This is a genomic window from Heyndrickxia acidicola, assembly GCF_001636425.1.
GTDB classification, from domain to species: domain Bacteria; phylum Bacillota; class Bacilli; order Bacillales; family Bacillaceae_C; genus Bacillus_AE; species Bacillus_AE acidicola.
In genome coordinates this window covers 3,590,701-3,610,033 of the sequence record NZ_KV440953.1, presented here as the reverse complement: position 1 = coordinate 3,610,033, position 19,333 = coordinate 3,590,701, and the positions used below count along the sequence as shown (strand labels likewise).

Annotated in this window: 15 protein-coding genes and 1 riboswitch; of the genes, 2 read left to right on the top strand and 13 right to left on the bottom strand. The window is 40.8% G+C overall.

Annotation, left to right across the window (positions count from 1 at the left end):
• Positions 1-254 precede the first annotated feature (254 nt).
• From A5N88_RS26300 to A5N88_RS16895, 6 genes are all read right to left on the bottom strand, one after another.
• The gene (locus tag A5N88_RS26300; protein WP_066270624.1) at positions 255-1,883 is read right to left on the bottom strand and encodes a sensor domain-containing diguanylate cyclase; all 1,629 of its coding nucleotides are present in this window, start codon (positions 1,881-1,883) and stop codon (positions 255-257) included.
• A 734-nt stretch (positions 1,884-2,617) separates the two neighbouring features.
• Positions 2,618-4,099 carry an amino acid permease gene (locus A5N88_RS16915; RefSeq protein ID WP_066268116.1) on the bottom strand — a complete coding sequence of 494 codons (1,482 nt, stop codon included), beginning with the start codon at positions 4,097-4,099 and terminating at the stop codon, positions 2,618-2,620.
• A 316-nt stretch (positions 4,100-4,415) separates the two neighbouring features.
• Positions 4,416-5,813 carry a branched-chain amino acid transporter BcaP gene (gene bcaP, locus A5N88_RS16910; protein WP_066268114.1) on the bottom strand — a complete coding sequence of 466 codons (1,398 nt, stop codon included), beginning with the start codon at positions 5,811-5,813 and terminating at the stop codon, positions 4,416-4,418.
• A gap of 315 nt (positions 5,814-6,128) precedes the next feature.
• On the bottom strand, positions 6,129-6,881 hold the full coding sequence (locus A5N88_RS16905) for a class I SAM-dependent methyltransferase (RefSeq protein WP_198160310.1): 753 nt from the start codon (positions 6,879-6,881) through the stop codon (positions 6,129-6,131).
• Positions 6,882-7,769: 888 nt separating this feature from the next.
• Complete coding sequence (locus A5N88_RS16900; RefSeq protein WP_066268112.1) at positions 7,770-8,579, bottom strand: ABC transporter permease subunit; 810 nt, start codon at positions 8,577-8,579, stop codon at positions 7,770-7,772.
• A complete protein-coding gene (locus A5N88_RS16895; protein ID WP_066268110.1) occupies positions 8,579-9,466 on the bottom strand; it encodes an ABC transporter ATP-binding protein in 888 nt (295 codons plus the stop codon). Before A5N88_RS16895 ends, A5N88_RS16900 begins: the two co-directional genes overlap by 1 nt.
• Positions 9,467-9,613: 147 nt before the next feature.
• On the opposite strand from A5N88_RS16895, the gene A5N88_RS16890 reads away from it, so the two are divergent.
• Positions 9,614-10,210 (top strand): TetR/AcrR family transcriptional regulator, encoded by a 597-nt coding sequence (locus A5N88_RS16890; RefSeq protein ID WP_066268108.1) that lies wholly within the window; start codon positions 9,614-9,616, stop codon positions 10,208-10,210.
• A 434-nt stretch (positions 10,211-10,644) separates the two neighbouring features.
• On the opposite strand, the gene A5N88_RS16885 is transcribed toward A5N88_RS16890, so the two are convergent.
• From A5N88_RS16885 to A5N88_RS16865, 5 genes are all read right to left on the bottom strand, one after another.
• Positions 10,645-11,700, bottom strand: a complete 1,056-nt coding sequence (locus A5N88_RS16885; protein ID WP_412733828.1) for an ABC transporter substrate-binding protein — start codon at positions 11,698-11,700, stop codon at positions 10,645-10,647.
• A 14-nt stretch (positions 11,701-11,714) separates the two neighbouring features.
• Complete coding sequence (locus tag A5N88_RS16880) at positions 11,715-12,521, bottom strand: ABC transporter permease (protein WP_066268104.1); 807 nt, start codon at positions 12,519-12,521, stop codon at positions 11,715-11,717.
• Positions 12,518-13,333 (bottom strand): ABC transporter permease, encoded by an 816-nt coding sequence (locus A5N88_RS16875; RefSeq protein ID WP_066268102.1) that lies wholly within the window; start codon positions 13,331-13,333, stop codon positions 12,518-12,520. The genes A5N88_RS16880 and A5N88_RS16875 overlap by 4 nt, the downstream gene beginning before the upstream one ends.
• Positions 13,326-14,417, bottom strand: a complete 1,092-nt coding sequence (locus A5N88_RS16870) for an ABC transporter ATP-binding protein (RefSeq protein ID WP_066268100.1) — start codon at positions 14,415-14,417, stop codon at positions 13,326-13,328. Before A5N88_RS16870 ends, A5N88_RS16875 begins: the two co-directional genes overlap by 8 nt.
• Before the next feature lie 241 nt (positions 14,418-14,658).
• Positions 14,659-15,201 (bottom strand): helix-turn-helix domain-containing protein, encoded by a 543-nt coding sequence (locus A5N88_RS16865; protein ID WP_066268099.1) that lies wholly within the window; start codon positions 15,199-15,201, stop codon positions 14,659-14,661.
• 349 nt (positions 15,202-15,550) lie between these two features.
• Positions 15,551-15,742, top strand: a riboswitch (Lysine riboswitch).
• A 135-nt stretch (positions 15,743-15,877) separates the two neighbouring features.
• Here A5N88_RS16865 and A5N88_RS16860 point away from each other — a divergent pair.
• On the top strand, positions 15,878-17,317 hold the full coding sequence (locus A5N88_RS16860; RefSeq protein ID WP_066270620.1) for an amino acid permease: 1,440 nt from the start codon (positions 15,878-15,880) through the stop codon (positions 17,315-17,317).
• Between the two features lie 275 nt (positions 17,318-17,592).
• Here the strand turns inward: A5N88_RS16860 and A5N88_RS16855 are convergent, their stop codons facing one another.
• A complete protein-coding gene (locus tag A5N88_RS16855) occupies positions 17,593-18,012 on the bottom strand; it encodes a GtrA family protein (RefSeq protein WP_328006922.1) in 420 nt (139 codons plus the stop codon).
• The gene (locus A5N88_RS16850; RefSeq protein WP_066268098.1) at positions 18,009-19,016 is read right to left on the bottom strand and encodes a glycosyltransferase family 2 protein; all 1,008 of its coding nucleotides are present in this window, start codon (positions 19,014-19,016) and stop codon (positions 18,009-18,011) included. The genes A5N88_RS16855 and A5N88_RS16850 overlap by 4 nt, the downstream gene beginning before the upstream one ends.
• Between the last annotated feature and the right edge of the window lie 317 nt (positions 19,017-19,333).

Genomic DNA, 19,333 nt, shown 5'->3' with positions numbered 1-19,333 from the left:
CTTCTCGTTCATCGGCGTACGGATTTCAGAGTTTTCGACTGAGATAAAGGAAACTAGATGTTAATTTATCTTAGTGAGGGGACGAAAAAATCCGCTAGCCGATAGGCGCTGGGTCTAAACAGAGACTACCATTAATAAAACATTTTATACTTATCCTTTTAAAAAAAGGCAGGCAGCACACGGATCTGTACCATGTGCAGGCCTGCCTTTTTTGCTAAGCATTCTTTTAAGCTTTGAATAAATTTTTTTACTGGTCAGGATGGATAGAACGAAATCGTATTTTTTCCGCCGATTTTAGAATAATAGAGTGCCTTATCTGCGAGCTGTAAGACAGCGTCCGGATCATCCCCATGCTCAGGCCATGATGCCCAACCAATGCTGCACCCTATTTTGATGCTTTCGCCATTAATCATAAAGGGTGTATTAATCGCATGAATGATTCTGCTGCCCATGAATCTTCCCTTTGTTTTGGCTTCCTCTTTTTTGGATGAAGTAAGAATAACGAACTCGTCTCCGCCAAGCCGGGCGACAAATTCTCCTTCGAGAAGGCAGGCGGCAAGTCTGTTTCCAACCTCTTTTAAAAGCAAATCACCCATATGGTGGCCAAACCCATCGTTTACTCCTTTAAAGCCATCCAGGTCCAGGAATAAAAAGTCCAGAGTATCGGTCTCCCGGTTAATTCCCTGGATCCTCTGATCTATTTGCAAATAAAGAGAAATGCGGTTTGGCAGCCCCGTTAGTGCATCGTGGTAAGCAATATCCTCCATTTTTCCGAGCCTCGTTTCCGTATGATCAAGGGAAGAAACAAGCTCCCTGAGAGATAAGGACAAGATTTCTAAATCCTTTATGCCGCTGAACGACGGGATTGCCACCTTTTCTCCATTTTTAAGCCGATTCGCAGCTTGAGAGATGTTTTTTAACGGATTAGAGATTTTACTCGCCATGAACCAACCGATTACGGCAAAAATAAGCGCCAATATGGCACCTGCAAGCATAATGTAATGCTGTAAATCTGCTGCCGGCTTAAAGGCTACGCTGGACGGCTGCCTGACAATCACTGACCAGCCAAGGCCGGGATAATTTAAATAGCCTTTCTCAAAAGCAAAGCCAGTAAGATAACTCTTTCCATCCGGCCATTTCTCTACAAGCCAGCTGTTGGTTCTTTTTTTAGCCATTTGTACACTTTTTAAGTGCAGAGGTTTGCCGACCAAGTCCATTGGACCCAGCAAAACAGTATCATCTTTTGAGCTAATGATGAGGATATCTGCATCCTCCTTCTTTTTCTTTAAAGAATCCAAAACGGTCTGCTTAATTTCTTTCGCCCAGGACCAGCTTAAATGAGCAGCCAGTACGCCCGTAAACTGCCCGTCCCTCCCCTTAATCGGTGTACTGATATCAACGAATTGCAGGGGCACTCCTGTTGGGTTGGGCAGCAGCTTTGCCAGCAGAACAGCATTATGGACATCACCAATATAGGGCTTTTTGAGAGCCTTCATAAAAACCGGCCTGCTTGAAATGCTTTTACCGACAAGTATTCCATTTGTCGCCGCCTGAACAACCCCTTTTGAATTCGTAACGCCTACCCAGGAAAAAGAAGGGATACTTTGGTGAAGCTGGTTCAGCAGTCTTTGCCCTTCAGCTTTACTGTTTGGTTCCTTGAAGGCATTTAGCTGGCTGAGAACGTTAATTTCTCCAAACCGTGACCACATAAAGGAATCCAGCTTATCCGACATCTCATAGGATACCTCAGCGAGCGAATCCCCCACATTCCCTTTTAAAATTTGAACAGCTTTTTGGCTAATAATCGTACTTAAGAAAGCAGAAAGCAAAATAATTAAAGCGGCAATCATCACTGACGTTATGGTTTGCAATTTAACCGACACGAATGTAACTCCTTTATTTTCAGAGCTGTTAAACACAGCTTCTATTTCACTTTTGAATTCAGGATGCAATTGAAACAATTGCCCAGCCCAATTGTATATTATAAAGGAGAACCGTCGCTTTTTTACCATTTCAGTCAAAAAAATTTTCCATAACTTCCTAAATTCCTATATAAATCACAAATCTTGTCAAAAATAGCATGCCTCTAAAATAGTATCTTTTAGTTATGACGTTTTCGCTTCGATTGTTGCTTTACAGGGAAGGGATAAATCTGTATGTTGCCCATCTTCCCAGCATCATTATGTAAGCATTTCACAAGGACAATACTTAAAACTCAAGAAGGAGAAGATTTTTTAATAACGAGAATGAAGGATAATGCGCGAAACAAAGTAAGCGAAACGTCCTTCATTACGCCGATGAAGGACTTTACTCAGATAATAAGAGAGCGAAACGTCCTTCATAACGCCGATGAAGACCTTAACTCAGATAAAAGGAGACGGAAACGTCCTTCATTACACCGATGAAAGACTTTACGAAGATAAAAAGTAAACGAAATGTCCTTCATTACAAGGATGGAGGACAAACCGCGAAACATTTTTACAACTTTTAATACAGCTTGGTATCTGCATTTGTTTCAAATAACAACAAAGGTTACGAAAAAAGCCTGGTTCATCGGACAAAAGCTGAAAACAGCCTAAATAGAGCGGAATCATCACGATTCCGCTCTTACTTTTGGTTATTTTTCCTCTTTAGCTTCCTCTTCAAAGCCAAAGTCACATTCCTTTAATGGAATGACTTTTGTCTTTTTAATCAGTTTGTATCCAAACCACATAACGAGGAATAAGGGGATACCCAGGTAGGATGCAATAACATCGCTCCACTTGATGGAGCCACTCAGAAATGCCTGGTAGTTTTGAGCTAATAAGACAATCAAACAGACAATGAAAGCAAAGATTGGTCCGAATGGATACCATTTTGCCCTGTATGGGAGCCTGTCTACGGAATGGCCCTGTGCCACAAAAGCCCGTCTAAATCGATAATGGCTCGCTGAGATCCCCAGCCAGAATATAAAACCGGTAATTCCAGATGCATTCAGCAGCCAAATATAGATGGCTCCATCACCGAAAATAGAGGCAAGAAAAGCCAGTGCACCGACCAATGTTGTGACGATTAATGCCGCAACAGGAATGCCTCTTTTGTTTACATTCCCTAAAATTTTGGGTGCCTGCCCCTGCTTCGCCATTGCGTACAGAATTCTGGTAGATGCATAAAGGCTGGAATTTCCTGCAGACAGCACAGCCGTTAAAATTACGGCATTCATTGCGGATGCTGCAAAAGCAAGACCTGCTTGTTTAAAAACCAGCGTGAAAGGGCTCACCATAATGTCATTACTTTTAAGTGAACTTGTTGTGTACGGAATAATCAAACCAATGATAAAGATGGCCAACACATAGAATAGCAGGATACGCCAAAATATGCTTCTTGTGGCTTTTGGTACATTTTTTTGAGGATTTTCACTTTCCCCAGCAGCCACCCCGACAATCTCTGTTCCCTGGAAGGAGAAACCCGCTGTGATAAAAACACCAAGAATGGTCAGGAAACCTCCATTAAAAGGAGCATTCTTATACGTAAAGTTTTTAAATCCAATGGCATGCCCGCCCATGATTCCAAAGATCATCAAGATGCCGACGATAATAAAAATGATGATGGTCGCCACTTTAATAAATGAAAACCAGTACTCGCCTTCCCCATATCCTTTTACTGACAGGATATTCAACCCAAAAATTAGCAGGAGAAAAAGTCCGCTCCATATCCAAGATGGACTATGCGGAAACCAAAACTTCATTACCAGCGTGGAGGCGGATAATTCTGTTGCCAGGGTGATAGCCCAGCTATACCAATAATTCCATCCAAGTGCAAAACCAAGGGAAGGATCTACAAATCGTGTGGCATAGGTACTGAATGCGCCGCTCGTCGGCATGAACGCTGCTAGTTCACCCAGGCTTGTCATGATAAAATAGACCATGATTCCGATAATGATATAGGCAAGCAAAGCCCCGCCTGGACCCGCTGTATAAATAGCAGCACCGCTTCCCAAAAACAGCCCTGTACCAATGGCACCGCCAAGTGAAATCATCATTAGATGTCTTGGCTTTAGTCCTCTCTTTAAGTCTTCATCCTCTACTTTATTTGAAGTCAATACGGGTTCTTCTTTCATTTCCACACCCCAAATCCTATACATTTTAAGGAGACACATTTCATCAAGGTTATTTTGGTTTCAAGTGTTGCTTTCCAAAGCAATTAACTTTTGCAAACTATGCAAAAGATTGTATACTGAACCTTTCATTAAAAAGCATCCCATAATCAGCTTTAGCTTAATAACTAAGTTATTAACTACATTCCCAAACAACCTGTTTTATAAACCCCTGTGTGTTTTTTCCTATAGCCAAAAGACCCCCTCTCAAGGAAAGAAAAAGAACGGCAGTTGAACAGGATCACCTTCTTGCTTGTACTCCTACTGCCGTTCTTACATCTTATTTTTCTTTTGTGTTTAATATGCTATGCCTTTTCCCGTAAAAAAAGTAAATAAGAAAGCCGACAACAATCCAGATCACAAAGACTTTCCAGGTCATAGCAGGCAGGCTGGTAGCTAAATAGATACAAAACACTGCACATAACGCCGGAAGAACTGGAACAAACGGAACCTTGAATGCCCGGTTTAATGAAGGATGCGTTTTTCTAAGAATAATGACCCCTATTGAAATCAACGTAAAAGCTGCCAGTGTTCCGATATTGACCAGTTCAGCCAGTGTTTTTAAGTTTACAAAACCAGCAATGACTGCTGCCACCAAACCTGTCACCCAGGTATTGACATAAGGAGTCTTATGCTTTGGATGAACTGACGAAAGGAATTTTGGAAGCAATCCGTCACGGCTCATAGCATAGGAAATCCGTACTTGTCCATATCCCATTACGATAAGGACTGTGGTCATTCCTGCAATGGCCCCCAGCGAAATAAACCCGGCCATACGATCTAGACCTACATATCGAAGAGCAAATGATACCGGATCATCGACGCCTAGATGCTGATAAGGAACCATTCCGGTCAGCACCAGTGTCACCAGCATATATAAAATCGTACAAATAAATAAAGAAGCAATAATGCCAATCGGAACACTTTTTTGAGGATTTTTCACTTCTTCTGCAGCAGTTGATACAGCATCAAACCCCAGATAAGCAAAAAAGACTGTTGCAGCTCCTCCTATGATGCCGGAATAGCCAAAAGGCAGAAAAGGCGTCCAGTGAGCCGGCTTTACATAGCCCACACCAATCGCAATAAATGCGATAATGACCACGAGCTTAACGATAACCATAATATTATTCACCCTGGCACTTTCCTTGACACCCTTAGAAAGCAAAGCAGTGACAAGAAAAATAATGATCATGGCTGGCAAATTGACCATTCCGCCTCCTCCGGCACCAGGCGCTGAAGTGAGTGCTTTCGGAATGTGTATCCCAAAACCTGAAATAAAAGATTGAAAATATGCGGACCATCCTGTCGCCACGGCAGATACAGCCAATAAGTATTCCAGCATAAGATCCCAGCCAATCAGAAAGGCGAAGACCTCTCCCAGTGTAGCATAGGCATACGTATACACGCTCCCGGACACAGGAATGCTTGAAGAAAACTCAGCATAACAAAGTGCAGCAAGACCACATGCTATCCCTGCTAGTATAAAGGATATGATTAAAGCAGGACCGGCAGTTGTAGCAGCCACTAACCCAGTTAAAACAAAGATACCTGTCCCTATTATGGCCCCAACTCCCAAAAGGGTTAGATCAAAGGTGCCTAAAGAACGCTTTAAGCCATTTTTGCTGCTCTGCCCAAGCATATCTGAAATAGACTTTTTTCTTAATAATGTGTTTTTCATGCTGTTCACCCAAATCTATTTTCTATTGTTGTTATTATTGAAGGCTTTTTGGTAAGCTTTTGTTTTTCATAAAAAAATTGCTGTGAACACGAAAAAGACCCAATTCATACCAACAATTATATGAAAAAAGCCTTCTCAGAAGAATGTAACAAGTATATTATCAGAATTTTGAGAAGTCAATGAATATAATATACATAACCGTAATAATATGGGTTTTATTTCAATATTTTTACTATGTACCGGCTTTCCGAAGGTTTTCGGAAAAAAATAAAGTAACTAGAGTCCCTTCTTCAGGGAAAAAGGGACCCCAAATCGTTATATTTTTCGTGCGACGATCATGATTTCCATGTCATCTGCTTCCAAGGATTTTTCACTAAATTCACCTGCAGTGCATCCATAGGCATCTATGACTTCAAATCCTATGTCTTCCAGTAAGAGTGCCAGTTCACGGTAAGTAAAAGCAGTCGTAAAAATATCTACCTGTTTTTCCTCGCCATTCGGACTTTTTACTGTTTCTGTATCCTTTATCGTACATGTATAGGCATTGAATACTTCAAAGGATGTAAGATTTCTGACAAGATTAAAAGCATTGATAACGGTAAGGACAAAAAGGCCACCCGTAACAAGAGCTCCGTTTATACCTCTTAATACATCACGATGGCTCTCAAGGCTTCCCGCAAGCCCAAAAGCTCCTTCACAAAGACAAATGGCTCCATTAAACGTTTTATCTAATTGCAAAGAACGGGCGTCCATCTTAATAAATTTGGCATTTAACTTTTCCTTTGCTGCCTGTTCCTCCGCAAATCGGACGAACTCAGAGGAAATATCAACTCCGGTAACATCGAAACCTCTTCTGGCAAGCTCCAAACTATGTCTGCCTGGTCCACAGCCAACATCGAGAATGGCAGAACCGGGTTTAAGCCTCATTCGTTCTATTAAAAATTCTACTTCCTGAAGTGTTCCTTTTGTAAACCCATATTGAAGATAACCTTCTCCTCCTATATAGTTTCCAATTTCCTCATAATAATTTCCTCTATACTCATTGTTTTGTTCTCTTTGATCTTTCAACTGATAAATCCTCCCTATCTGTATGGAAGCTCGAGACGAATACTTCCAAACAGTTTTTTGTTGATTACTCCAGTTCATGCACTATTGTTCTGTATTCTCTTTCTTTTCTTGCATTCCTTTCTTTTACATTTGTATTTTAAAGGCACTCTCCCATATCACGTCTTATCCCGCAGAAGTTTATGCCTTTCACTCCAATCAACCTTTGAATTAAATCTAAATTGGGATTGTACGTAGATATAGGCTGCGTTCTGTTCATCCTGCTGGGTTGATTTCCGCTTCAGGCACTCGCTTTCCGCGGGCGCCGGGAGCCTCCTCGTCGCAGGCTCCTGCCGGGTCTCCCTAAGCCTGCTTTTCCCGCAGGAGTCTCGTGCCTTCCGCTTCATTCAACATTGAGTTTAATTCTATTTTGGGCCTTCACATTGACATTGGCTAGGCTCCAATCCTTCCTGCTGGTTGATTTGATTTCAAACATGGGGGAAATCAAGATTAGGGGGGCCTGCCCTGATCATCCTGCTGGTTGACTTACGCTTCAGGCACTCCTTTTTGCGGGAAGGATCTTCCTGGCTTCTACAGAGTCTACTTGGAAAATATATAAATAAGAAAAAGAAGCCGAAGACCCAAATATAGGTTCTCAGCTTCTTTATTGTCTGCACGATGCTTTTATCTTGACCTGCTTCTAACCTTGCAGGGTGTCCTTAACTCACTTTTCAAAGCAGGAGTCTCGGATTTATATCACTGAGCATTAAGAGAATCGATACTATATTATATTTTGTTTTCGGTATTGCCACGACCTCTCCTGTATATAAAAATACTTGTGAATTGGCACTGGCCTTTTCGCCATTTGGATGGCATTGTTAAGGCTTGCCATTATACATTCGCTATTCCGCTTTATAATGGCAAATCTCTTTTCTTAAAAATATAAAGAGCAATGCTATACAGAAGAACACCCGCAATGGCTAATCCAATTGCTGATGGCCAGATATTTACGCCTCCTCTGGCAATATCTGAAGGGTGAAAGCAGGTGAAGATCGTCAGGCTCTTGATCCAACTCAATCGGTCGCTCAGTTTTGCTGCTAAATCAAGAGCAAAAAAGATAATGGTCAGCAATCCGGAAAGCGTTAAGGCCCGTTTCTCATCGTTAAACAGACATGAAAATAAAAAAGAATAGCCTGTAATGACAAAGAAAAGCAGAAAGCCCATGAGATTGATGGTCACAAAACGAGAAACGCTCAGGTTTCCGCCCTTTATCATCCAGGCTGCCCCAGCTAAGCCGGCTATCGTTGTAAATAGAACAATCATCAATAACCCAAATACCAGCAGTATGGCTTGAGTTCCTGCCACCTTCACCCGTGAATTGGGTGTAGAGAGCAGATAGGCCATTGAACCTCGGTCTATAAACCTGGCAATGAGCTGTGAAGACGTCATGACACTATAAATCATTAAAATAATAATGAACAAAAGGCCATAATACTCTCCAGCCAAGAAGCCGCTTAAATTCCCAGCCATTCCTCCTTGAAGCCCAAACGCACTTAGGTAGTTTGAAGGCATTTGCTTCAAAACTTGATTCAGCGCATCTGAATGAGCTACAGATGGGTATATCCAAATAATTAGAATAACGTAGAATGCAGCACCAAAGGCATAACTGAAAATATTCTTTCCAGTTGTCTTTAACATCGCTATTAAAAGAGCTGAACTCATTATCCTTTCGCCTCTCTTTCATAATAATGCATAAAAACTTCTTCAAGAGACTGTGAATGAATGTCCAGATTGTTGACCTGGCAATGGGATAGGACCTTAATGAAGCGATCATAATCACCCTGCACAGCAACCTTTAACCGCAAAGGCTCTGACTCGATTACGGTGAAGCCGGCCGACCGAATGCTCTCCGCTTCCTCCCGGGAACTTACTGTTACATCAAAAAGCTTTCTCTGCATAGTCTGCATATGGCGTACCTTCTCCACAGCTACCAGTTTTCCTTCCTTAATCATTCCGACACGGTCACAGGTCCGTTCAATTTCCCCAAACATATGGGAGGACATTAAAATGGTTTTTCCTTTTGCTTTTTCTTCCAGAATTAAATCTATAAAAATATTTTGCATTAAAGGATCAAGCCCTGAAGTCGGCTCATCTAAAATAAGAATTTCGGGATCATGCATAAAAGCAGCGACAATGCCTACTTTCTGCTTCATGCCTTTGGACATTTTCCGTATGGGGGTTTTTACATCAAATTGAAAACGTTCAATTAACTGTTCCCGTTTTGTGAAATCCTTTAATCCCCTCATTCCTGAAAGCAAATCAAGGAATTGCTTTCCATTCATTCCCTCAACAAATGCAATTTCCCCGGGTAGATACCCAACTACCTTTTGTATAGCCGGACTTTCTTTCCAAGCATCCTTCCCATTGATAGCAGCGTTTCCTGAGCCAGGCTTCATAAATCCCATTAAATGGCGGATAGTAGTTGATTTTCCGGCACCATTTGGTCCTAAAAAACCAAAAACCTCCCCTTCCTGCACTTCAAAGGAGACATCAAAAATCCCCTTTCCATTTGGGAATGCTTTCGTTAGATGTGCGACTTGAATTCCCATTTCCCAATCCCCTTTTTAAATGTTTTGAATAAAAATAGTTTATTGAGTTCATAATAAGGGATACCAATGAGAATATCAACAAGTTTTGAACTGTTTTAATTGTTTTTATTCAAATCATTTTGTATCCTTGTTTTAGAGGTGAATACAATGGACGGATATCAACGGAGGACAGAACGTAAGAAAGAGATGATTAAACAGGCGGCACTTAATCTTTTTTCTTCCTATGGCGCAGATAAAGTCAGCGTGGCAGAAATCAGTAAGAAAGCAAATGTTTCCCCCGTAACCATTTATAATTATTTTGGCAGTAAAGACGAACTGCTAAGGGCTGTATTAGTCGATTATATGGATAAATCATTTGAAGAATACCGTGAATTAATTTATTCGGACCGCCCTTTTTCTGAAAAAATAGAGCAGGTTATCTTCCGCAAAACCGAAACGGCAAAGGAGCTGAGCCCGGAGTTTCTTCAATCACTGACTGACCCGGGCATCCAGGCGCTTTTTGAAGAGTACACGAATGAAAAAAGCATGCCACTTGCCATGGAACTGATTGATCAAGGAAAAAAACAAGGCTATATTAATCCAAAGCTGACAACAGAAGCCATTCTTTTTTACATTCACATTTTCACTGAGACAACTCAAAAAAAAGAGGGCTTAGGATTGCTTAGCAAAGATGCCCTCATTGATTTGGTAGAGTTATTTTTTTACGGGCTTATGGGATCGGCTCAATTACAAAGAGAACAATAAAAAAAGATGCTGCCACAAAAGGTCCAATGATATCAGGCGACCTTGGATACAGCATCTTTTTTCCTGCTCGTTGATTTCCGCGGAAATCAACTTTGATTTAAAATGAACATTGGGTATTACTCCTATATGCGTAACCCTGTTTGTCCTGCCTGTTCACTTCCATTAGTCAATATAAGGGTTAGATCAACATCGATTTTTTCAGTGGCCACCCTCATAAGTTCTTTCTTCCATATCGATAAGGCAATTATGATTACCATAGGTCGGTTGGGCTTGATTGTTGAACTCGTATAAAGTGATTTTCAGGGTATCCTAGTCTAAAACTATAAAAAAAGCCCCCTACCTTTTCCCCTTTTTTATTCAGTAGTAAAAAAGGGTGACTCCATTCAGCGGCATAGTCCCGCTTTTTGAGTCACCCTCTCTTTCATTGCTGTAAGCTATTTTCCGTACATTTTAAATTCAAGATAAAGCTCATTATAGTGAGCAAGCATTTTCTTTCCAAGATCTTTGTACACTTCAAGATTCTTATTGGCACCAAGGTCAGGATAAAAGCGTTTATCTCCTGAAACGCTTTTCGGAAGGTACTTCAACGCAGCCTGATTAGGCGTTGAATAACCGACGTACTCCGCGTTCTGGGCAGCATTCTTAGGATCCAGCATAAAATTCATGAATTTCTCGGCACCTTTTATATTCCGGGCTGTTTTTGGAATAACCATATTATCAAACCAGAGGTTGGATCCCTCTTTTGGCACAACATAGTTCAGCTTATCGTTTTGGCTCATGATTTCTGATGCGTCGCCGGACCATACAACACCGATTGCCGCTTCTTGATTGGCCAGCAGCATCTTGATTTCATCCCCAACGATCGCTTTTACATTCGGGGTCAGCGAATCCAGTTTTTTCTTTGCCTGCTGCAGATGGGCTTCATTCGTATCGTTCAAGGAATAATGAAGACTGTTTAAGCCCATTCCCATTACTTCCCTGGCACCATCTACAAGCAGCACCTGATTGCGCAGATTCTTATCCCAAAGATCATTCCAGCTCGTAATCTTTTTTCCTCCCAGCATACTGGAATTATACACAATTCCGACGGTTCCCCAGAAATACGGAACAGAATATTGGTTATGAGGATCAAATGATAAATTTAAATAATATGGATTAATATATTTTAAATTTGGAAGCTCAGAGTGATCAATCGGCAGCAGCAGGTGGTCGTGTTTCATTTTATCAACGGCATATTCTGACGGAACTGCCACATCAAAAGTAGTACCTCCCTGCGCTATTTTTGTCATCATCGCTTCATTGGAATCAAAGGTTTGATAAATAACATGAATTCCTGTTTGTTTTTCAAATTTTGATACGAGATCGGGATCAATGTAGTCACCCCAGTTATAAACAGTAATGGTGTTTTTGGATGAGGCGCCCTGTGTAGCATTTAACCGTGAAGCTACGTACATTAAGCCAAATGCAACGATCACGATAACGGCCAGCATTCGAATCAACTGTTTCACTTTCCTGCCCCCCATCCTTTCACACGATTATTGTTTCGCTGATTGATATAGTAATAGCCGATAACCAAGATGATAGTGAATAAAAAGATCAGCGTTGACAACGCGTTAATAGATAATGAAATTCCCTGGCGTGCACGGGAATAAATCTCAACAGACAAAGTAGAAAAACCATTTCCTGTTACAAAAAACGTAACGGAAAAGTCATCTAATGAATACGTTAAGGCCATAAAAAAACCTGCCATTATGCCCGGAGTGATATAAGGAATAACAACCTTGGAAAGGACTTCCCACCTGCTCGCTCCAAGATCGCGGGCTGCATCAATCAACGTTACGCTCATTTCCTGGAGCTTTGGCAGTACCATGATCACCACGATCGGTACACTGAATGCTATATGCGAAATCAGCACGGAGCCCGCTCCAAGCTTCATTCCAATTGTTGTAAATAGTATCAAGAAGGATGCTCCAATAATGACATCTGGACTTACCAGCAACACATTATTTAAGGATAGCAGAGCGTTCTTGGTTTTATTGCTTTTAACATTTCGGATCGCAAGCGCTCCAAATACACCCAGAATGGTCGAAATAGAAGCGGATAAGAGTGCAATAATCAGGGTGTAGAGAACGATGACAATCAGGCGTGTGTCATGGAATACATCCTTATACCATTTAAACGTAAAGCCTTTAAACGCATGCATGGTTTCTCCGCTATTAAAGGAATAGTACATCAAGTAAAAAATAGGGGCATATAAAATAACGAACACAACCACCAGATAGAGGTTTGAGAGTTTGTGTTTATTTTTCATAGGCTCTTCCCTCTCTTCCTGCCGCCCGTTACAATCATGATGATAACCATGGCAATAATTAAAAAGACGGCTATCGTCGAGCCCATTCCCCAGTCCTGTGTAACAAGGAAATGTTCTTCAATGGCTGTACCAAGCGTAATGACCCGGTTACCTGCAATCAATCTTGTCAGCATGAACAAAGATAATGCTGGAATGAAAACAGCCTGGCAGCCAGACTTCACTCCATCCAACGTTAATGGAAAAATGACACGCAGAAAGGTTTTCCATGGAGAGGCCCCTAAATCCCTTGCCGCTGATATGAGGGAAGGGTTTAATTCTTCCAATGCATTAAATATAGGCATAATCATAAACGGAATAAAAATATAAACAGATACGAATATAAAACTGAAATCGGTAAACAAAATTTGCTGTTTCCCTATGCCAATTAGGCTTAAAAAGGCATTAGCCGCTCCATACGTCCCGAATATTCCTAAAAAGGCATACGCCTTTAATAACAGATTAATCCAGGTCGGTAAAATAATTAACAAAAGCCAGAGCTGCTTGTGCTTTGTCTTCGTCAATAAGTATGCTGCAGGATAAGCAATAATCAGGGTGAAGGCCATGATTAAAAAAGCATACCAAAAAGAGCTAAGGGTCATTTGCATATAAACAGGCGTGAAGAATTTCCGGTAATTATCAAGGGTAAGGTGGCCCTCAATATCAAAAAAAGAATAATAAACAATAAGCAGGATAGGTGTAACGACAAATAATAAGATCCATAAGACATACGGAATAAGATAAATATTGCGTGATTTGCTTGTTAATTTATCCATTGTAAGCTTCCAGACGTTTATCAAATTCTTCTTCTGTTTCACCAAAGCGCATGACATGAATGGCCTCCGGCTCAAAATCTAAACCTATCTCTGAATTTACTTCTGCCTTTTTCGTTGAATGGACCAGCCACTCGTTGCCTGATTGATCATAACAGCAAATTTCATAGTGAACACCCCTGAAAAGCTGAGAATCTACACGTACCTGAAGCTTTCCATTTTCCGGGCGTGTAATTTCAAGATCCTCAGGACGGATAACAATTTCAACAGGCTCATTGGAATGAAGCCCTTTATCGACACATTCAAACTGCTTATTGGCAAATTCCACCTTAAAATCTTCAATCATCTTGCCTTCTACAATATTGGATTCCCCGATAAAATCCGCCACAAATCGATTAATCGGTTCGTCATAGATATCCGTAGGCGTCCCGCTTTGCTGAATTCTTCCTTTATTAATAACAAAAATTTCATCAGACATCGCCAGCGCTTCTTCCTGGTCATGTGTAACAAAGATAAAGGTGATGCCAAGGCGGCGCTGAAGCTCACGAAGCTCATACTGCATTTCAGTACGAAGCTTTAAATCAAGAGCTGACAAGGGCTCATCCAAAAGAATGACTTCAGGCTCGTTCACAATCGCTCTGGCAATTGCCACACGCTGCCTTTGTCCGCCTGACATTTCATTAATTTCTCTTTCTTCATATCCCGAAAGATTCACAAAACGCAGGGCTTCCTGCACCTTGGTTTTGATTTCTGCATTTTTCAGCTTTTTAATTCGTAAGCCAAAGGCAACATTCTCAAATACATTCAAATGCGGAAACAATGCATAATCCTGAAATACAGTATTCACCTGCCGTTTGTTTGCAGGCACATGGTTTACGATATTTCCATTTAGATAGATATCGCCAGCGCTCGGTTCTGTAAACCCTGCAATTAAACGTAAAATGGTTGTTTTGCCGCAGCCTGATGGACCAAGAAGAGTATAGAATTTCCCCCGTTCAATCTCAAAGCTTACGTTATCCAATACTGCAGGATCCTGGTCATATTGCTTGGTCACCTGCTCAAATCGAATAATAGTATTATCACTCATATGACATAATAGCCTCCCTTTTATCTATAAATTGTTCATTTTTTACATTTCTAAAATCTTACTGTTTCCATCTTGTCTGCTTGGCTGTATTTATCTGCCGATTGTCTCTCATCTTAGCTTTTTTTCTTAAATAAGACTGACAGAAAACGCAACGATCCAGTGTGGCAAATGAAATAATCTATGCAAAACAGCCCTTATCAAAGGCTGAAGGTGAAGCCACACAGCTGCTTTTGGCTGCACTCTACAAATAAGAATCGGTCGCCACTAATAACAAGACGGACGGACCATCATAGTCATTAATAAATTGATGGCGGTCTGATGCAGAAAAGTAAATGGCTTCCCCTTTTTTCGCATAATAACGCCGGGTTCCAAGCTGGATGGCTATCTCACCCTCTAATATGTAGGCAAAGGTTTCTGAAAGAGAAGGTTCAAACTTTTTAAACTCTCCCTGTTTATCAAAAGTGAGGAGAATTGGTTCCATTTCTTTTTCATTGGACTCCGGAACCAGCCATTTTATTCCGTATCCTTTTTCATCATCCACATATGACGTTCTATCTTCTTCCTTATAAATGACCTTCTGTACTCTTTCCTCTTCATCGAAAAATTCTTTTGGAGGACAGCCCAGTACTTCCAGAACATTAAAAAGTGTATCGATAGAAGGGGAACTTAGATCACGTTCCAATTGAGAAATATACCCTTTACTTAAATCTGTTCTTTCTCCAAGCTCTTCTTGAGTTAAGCCTTTTTTCAGGCGAAGATTTTTTATTTTTTGGCCAATCTGCATACTTACTTCCCTCTTTTGTTTACATTTACTAAACAAAAAATAACAATTGTTTTGTGAGTGTAAACTTTAAGTTTACTATTGCTCAATCATTATACAATAAGTACATAGAAATGCCATTGTTTTTTATGTAAATGGCACTGTTAACATTCTAACTGGAAACCTGCTCGCTTTTAGCTCATTTTCAACTTAGCTGGAAGGCGTGTGAAACGTCTGAATGACATAAATGAGCTAAAAACCAACAAAGTTTACGAATTTCAATTTCAAATAACCAATAAAAAACAGTTGGAATTCAACAAAATTTCCTTTATAATGACACATGACTAATTTAATAGAAAAATCCTCATCAAACCGGTGAGGTAGAGGTCGCAGCTTTTATGAGTAGGACGGACGAGATGAAGAGATGATCTATGACTCCGCTTGAAAGGAAAGGCTGCCGAAGTCTATTTGCCATCTCTTGGCACATAGGCTGGGGCTGTCTCCTAATAGGAACAGAACTGTCACGTTTGTTTTAACCGAACAAACGTGTTGAGCTATCTTTCGGAAGGTATGATGCGGGTGTAATAGAGCTGCCGTCGACGTTCATCGACGGCATTTTTTATTCCCCACTCCTTCCAAACTACCAAAAGGAGTGTATACAGTGCAGTCATTACAACAAGAACAACCCAAAGCGGAAGATATAAATACTACACCATCTTCTCAGAAATTAAGGCGAAGCTTGAAATCGCGCCATTTAACCATGATTTCTCTAGGAGGAACCATCGGGACGGGCCTTTTCCTTGCCAGTGGCGGAGCCATTCATACAGCTGGCCCCGGCGGTGCCCTTGTCGCCTATATACTAATTGGAATTATGGTTTATTTTCTTATGACGAGCCTCGCAGAAATGGCGGCCTATATGCCGGTATCAGGTTCTTTTAGTACGTATGCAGCCAAGTTTGTCGACCCTTCATTGGGCTTTGCATTGGGCTGGAACTATTGGTATAACTGGGCTATTACCATAGCAGCAGAATTAAGTGCCGTTACACTGATTATGAAATTCTGGTTTCCTGATACTCCGTCCTATATCTGGAGTGCAATTTGCCTTATCATCATGTTTCTTATCAACTATTTATCCGTTAAAGGCTTTGGAGAAGCTGAATTCTGGTTTTCTCTTATAAAGGTTGTGACCGTCATCATCTTTGTTATTACTGGTTTCCTCATGATTTTTGGAATTATGGGCGGAAAACCAGTTGGATTGAAAAACCTGACGATTGGGGATGCTCCATTCCACGGAGGTTTTATGGCGCTCCTTGGTATATTCATGGCAGCCGGTTTCTCTTTCCAAGGGACTGAACTTCTGGGTGTAGCCGCAGGAGAAAGTGATAATCCTGAAAAAAATATTCCACGTGCTGTTAAACAGGTATTTTGGCGAATTCTCTTATTCTATGTCTTAGCTATTTTAGTAATTGGCTTGTTAATTCCTTATACAAACCAAAGCCTTTCCAATGGAGCAGTTACAATGAGTCCATTTACCTTGGTTTTCAATAAAGCAGGTATAGCTTTTGCTGCTTCTGTTATGAATGCGATAATCCTGACGTCCGTATTATCAGCCGGCAACTCAGGGATGTATGCTTCAACAAGAATGCTCTGGGATCTTGCCCAGGCAGGACATGCTCCTAAGTTTCTCGGCAAATTAAATAAAAAAGGTGTCCCTGTAAATGCATTAATTATAACAGCACTTGTCGGAACCCTTGCCTTTTTGGCTTCCTTATTCGGAGATGGCGTTGTTTATAATTGGCTCCTAAATGCTTCAGGAATGTCCGGATTTATTGCTTGGCTGGGAATTGCTATCAGTCATTACCGCTTCCGCAAGGCCTATGTTGCACAGGGGCGGGACCTTAATGATCTTCCCTACAGAGCAAAGTGGTTCCCATTTGGCCCTATCTTTGCCTTTATCCTTTGTGCAGTTGTCATTATTGGCCAGGATTATCCTGCTTTTATAGGCGGTAAGGTTGACTGGAACGGGGTCTTCGTATCCTATATCGGTCTGCCATTGTTCATTATCGTATGGCTTGGCTATAAATTTACTAAAAAAACCAAAGTAATTCCTCTTGAACAATGTGAGTTTATTGAAAGATAGAAAAGCGTAAGCGCCTTGCTCATCGGCGTACGGATTTTGCAGGCTCCGACTGAGATAAAGGATACACAGCGAGGAACGAGAGGATGTTGACTTATCGTAGGGAGGAGACGAAAAAATCCGCTAGACGATAGGCGCTGGATCCAGACAGTGACTACATTGGTTAATTGATTACTTTACTTCATAAAAATGGGCTCTGTTAAAAAACAATAGAGTTCTTTAACAAAGCTAATAAAAAAGACAATCCAACGAATGGATTGTCTTTTTTACTTTTCTTGCTACACACTTTCTCCTACTGGTTCCTTAAATACAAAGGCCTTCTGCCCAATGTAATTGGCAATGGTATAGATGCCGGTACCAAATAAAATGGCCGCATCAGTTGCCAAGCCTGACGGGAAACCGGGAATTAAAGAGAATACCCATAAGGATAGCTGTCTTCCTAAGTAATAGGATAGGAAGTAACAAATTAATATAACCGTTAAGAAGCGGATCATGCTTTTTCCGACTGGAGCGCTGCTTTTAAAGGTAAAGGCACGGTTTAATGCGTAGCTGACGCAGGCGCCAATCGCATTTCCAGTAAAAGTTGCCACCCAGTAAGTCAAACCGAATAAATGAAGAAAGAGATACATGGCAGAGAGTCCGACAGCGGTATTTAACAGACCGACAATAATAAAACGCACAAAAGAATGACGAATCATTTTACTCTTGTGACAGTATCCGCTTTAGAAACGGCCTTTCTCTGGATAAAAGCATTTGAAAAAGTGTCAGTCTCAATTCCATACCGCGGCCTTTGCTTTGTTTCTTGATAGATCTTTCCAATGTATTCTCCTATTAATCCAATACTCATTAGCATTAACCCTCCAAGGAACCATACAGAGATAATGAGAGAAGCCCATCCAATAGCTGCGTGCCCCATAACCTTCACAAGGATGGCATATATCCCTGCAATACTACTGCTGATGAAGGAAAGGAATCCGATAAGTGTAATCCAGCGAATAGGGGCAATACTAAAAGAAGTTATTCCTTCAAAGGCAAAGGCAAGCATTTTTTTGAGCGGATATTTTGATATTCCCGCAAATCGTTCTTTTCTGGCATAATATACTTCTGTTGTTTTCAGGCCGATAAGTGTAACAACACCGCGCAAGAAAAGGTTCTGTTCACTATAACGACTTAATTCCTCAAGCGCCCGTTTGCTCATCAAACGATAATCTGCGTGGTTGTATACAAGGTTTACGCCCATTTTCTTCATAAAGCGGTAATAGCCCTGTGCGGTCACCCTTTTAAAGAATGTGTCCGATTCCCTGTTATCCCGGACACCATATACTATGTCATATCCCTCGTGAAACTTAATCATAAATTCTCGAATGACAGATATATCATCCTGAAGATCTGCATCAATCGAAATGACACAATCTGAAAATCCCATAGCTGTTTCAAGTCCCGCTAAAAGCGCTTTTTGATGTCCAGCATTGCGTGCAAGCTTTATGCCCGTAACAAATCCATTTTTTTGGCTCAATTCTTCAATAATTGCCCATGTCTGGTCCCTGCTGCCGTCATCTATGAATAACAATTTGCTTTCTTCAGATGCTAGGTTTTCTTCTATTAATGAATTCATCACAGCGGTTAACTGTTTGGCTGTTTCGTGAAGCACCTCTTCTTCGTTATAGCATGGAACGGCAATTGTGAGTAATGGCTGATTCATATTACTCCTCCTAAACCTGAAATAAATTAATTTTGTCAGAATAGATAGCTTAATACCTGCAATAAGCCAAAAAACTTTTTCTTGTATGTAAATGACTCGTCGACTTGTTTACAGGTTCATTCATCGTTCTTGTTTTCCATAACCATAAGCGGGCATCATTGATATGCCCATACCACTTATAATAAACTGTCTTTATGAAGGAATTATTAAAATTCCGCATTTTCTTTTAGGAATAGTATACCATTAAAATAATTTACCCAAAAAAAGCTATATTAAATATATTCTTACAGGAAAAAATAACAATATACGTACTGACG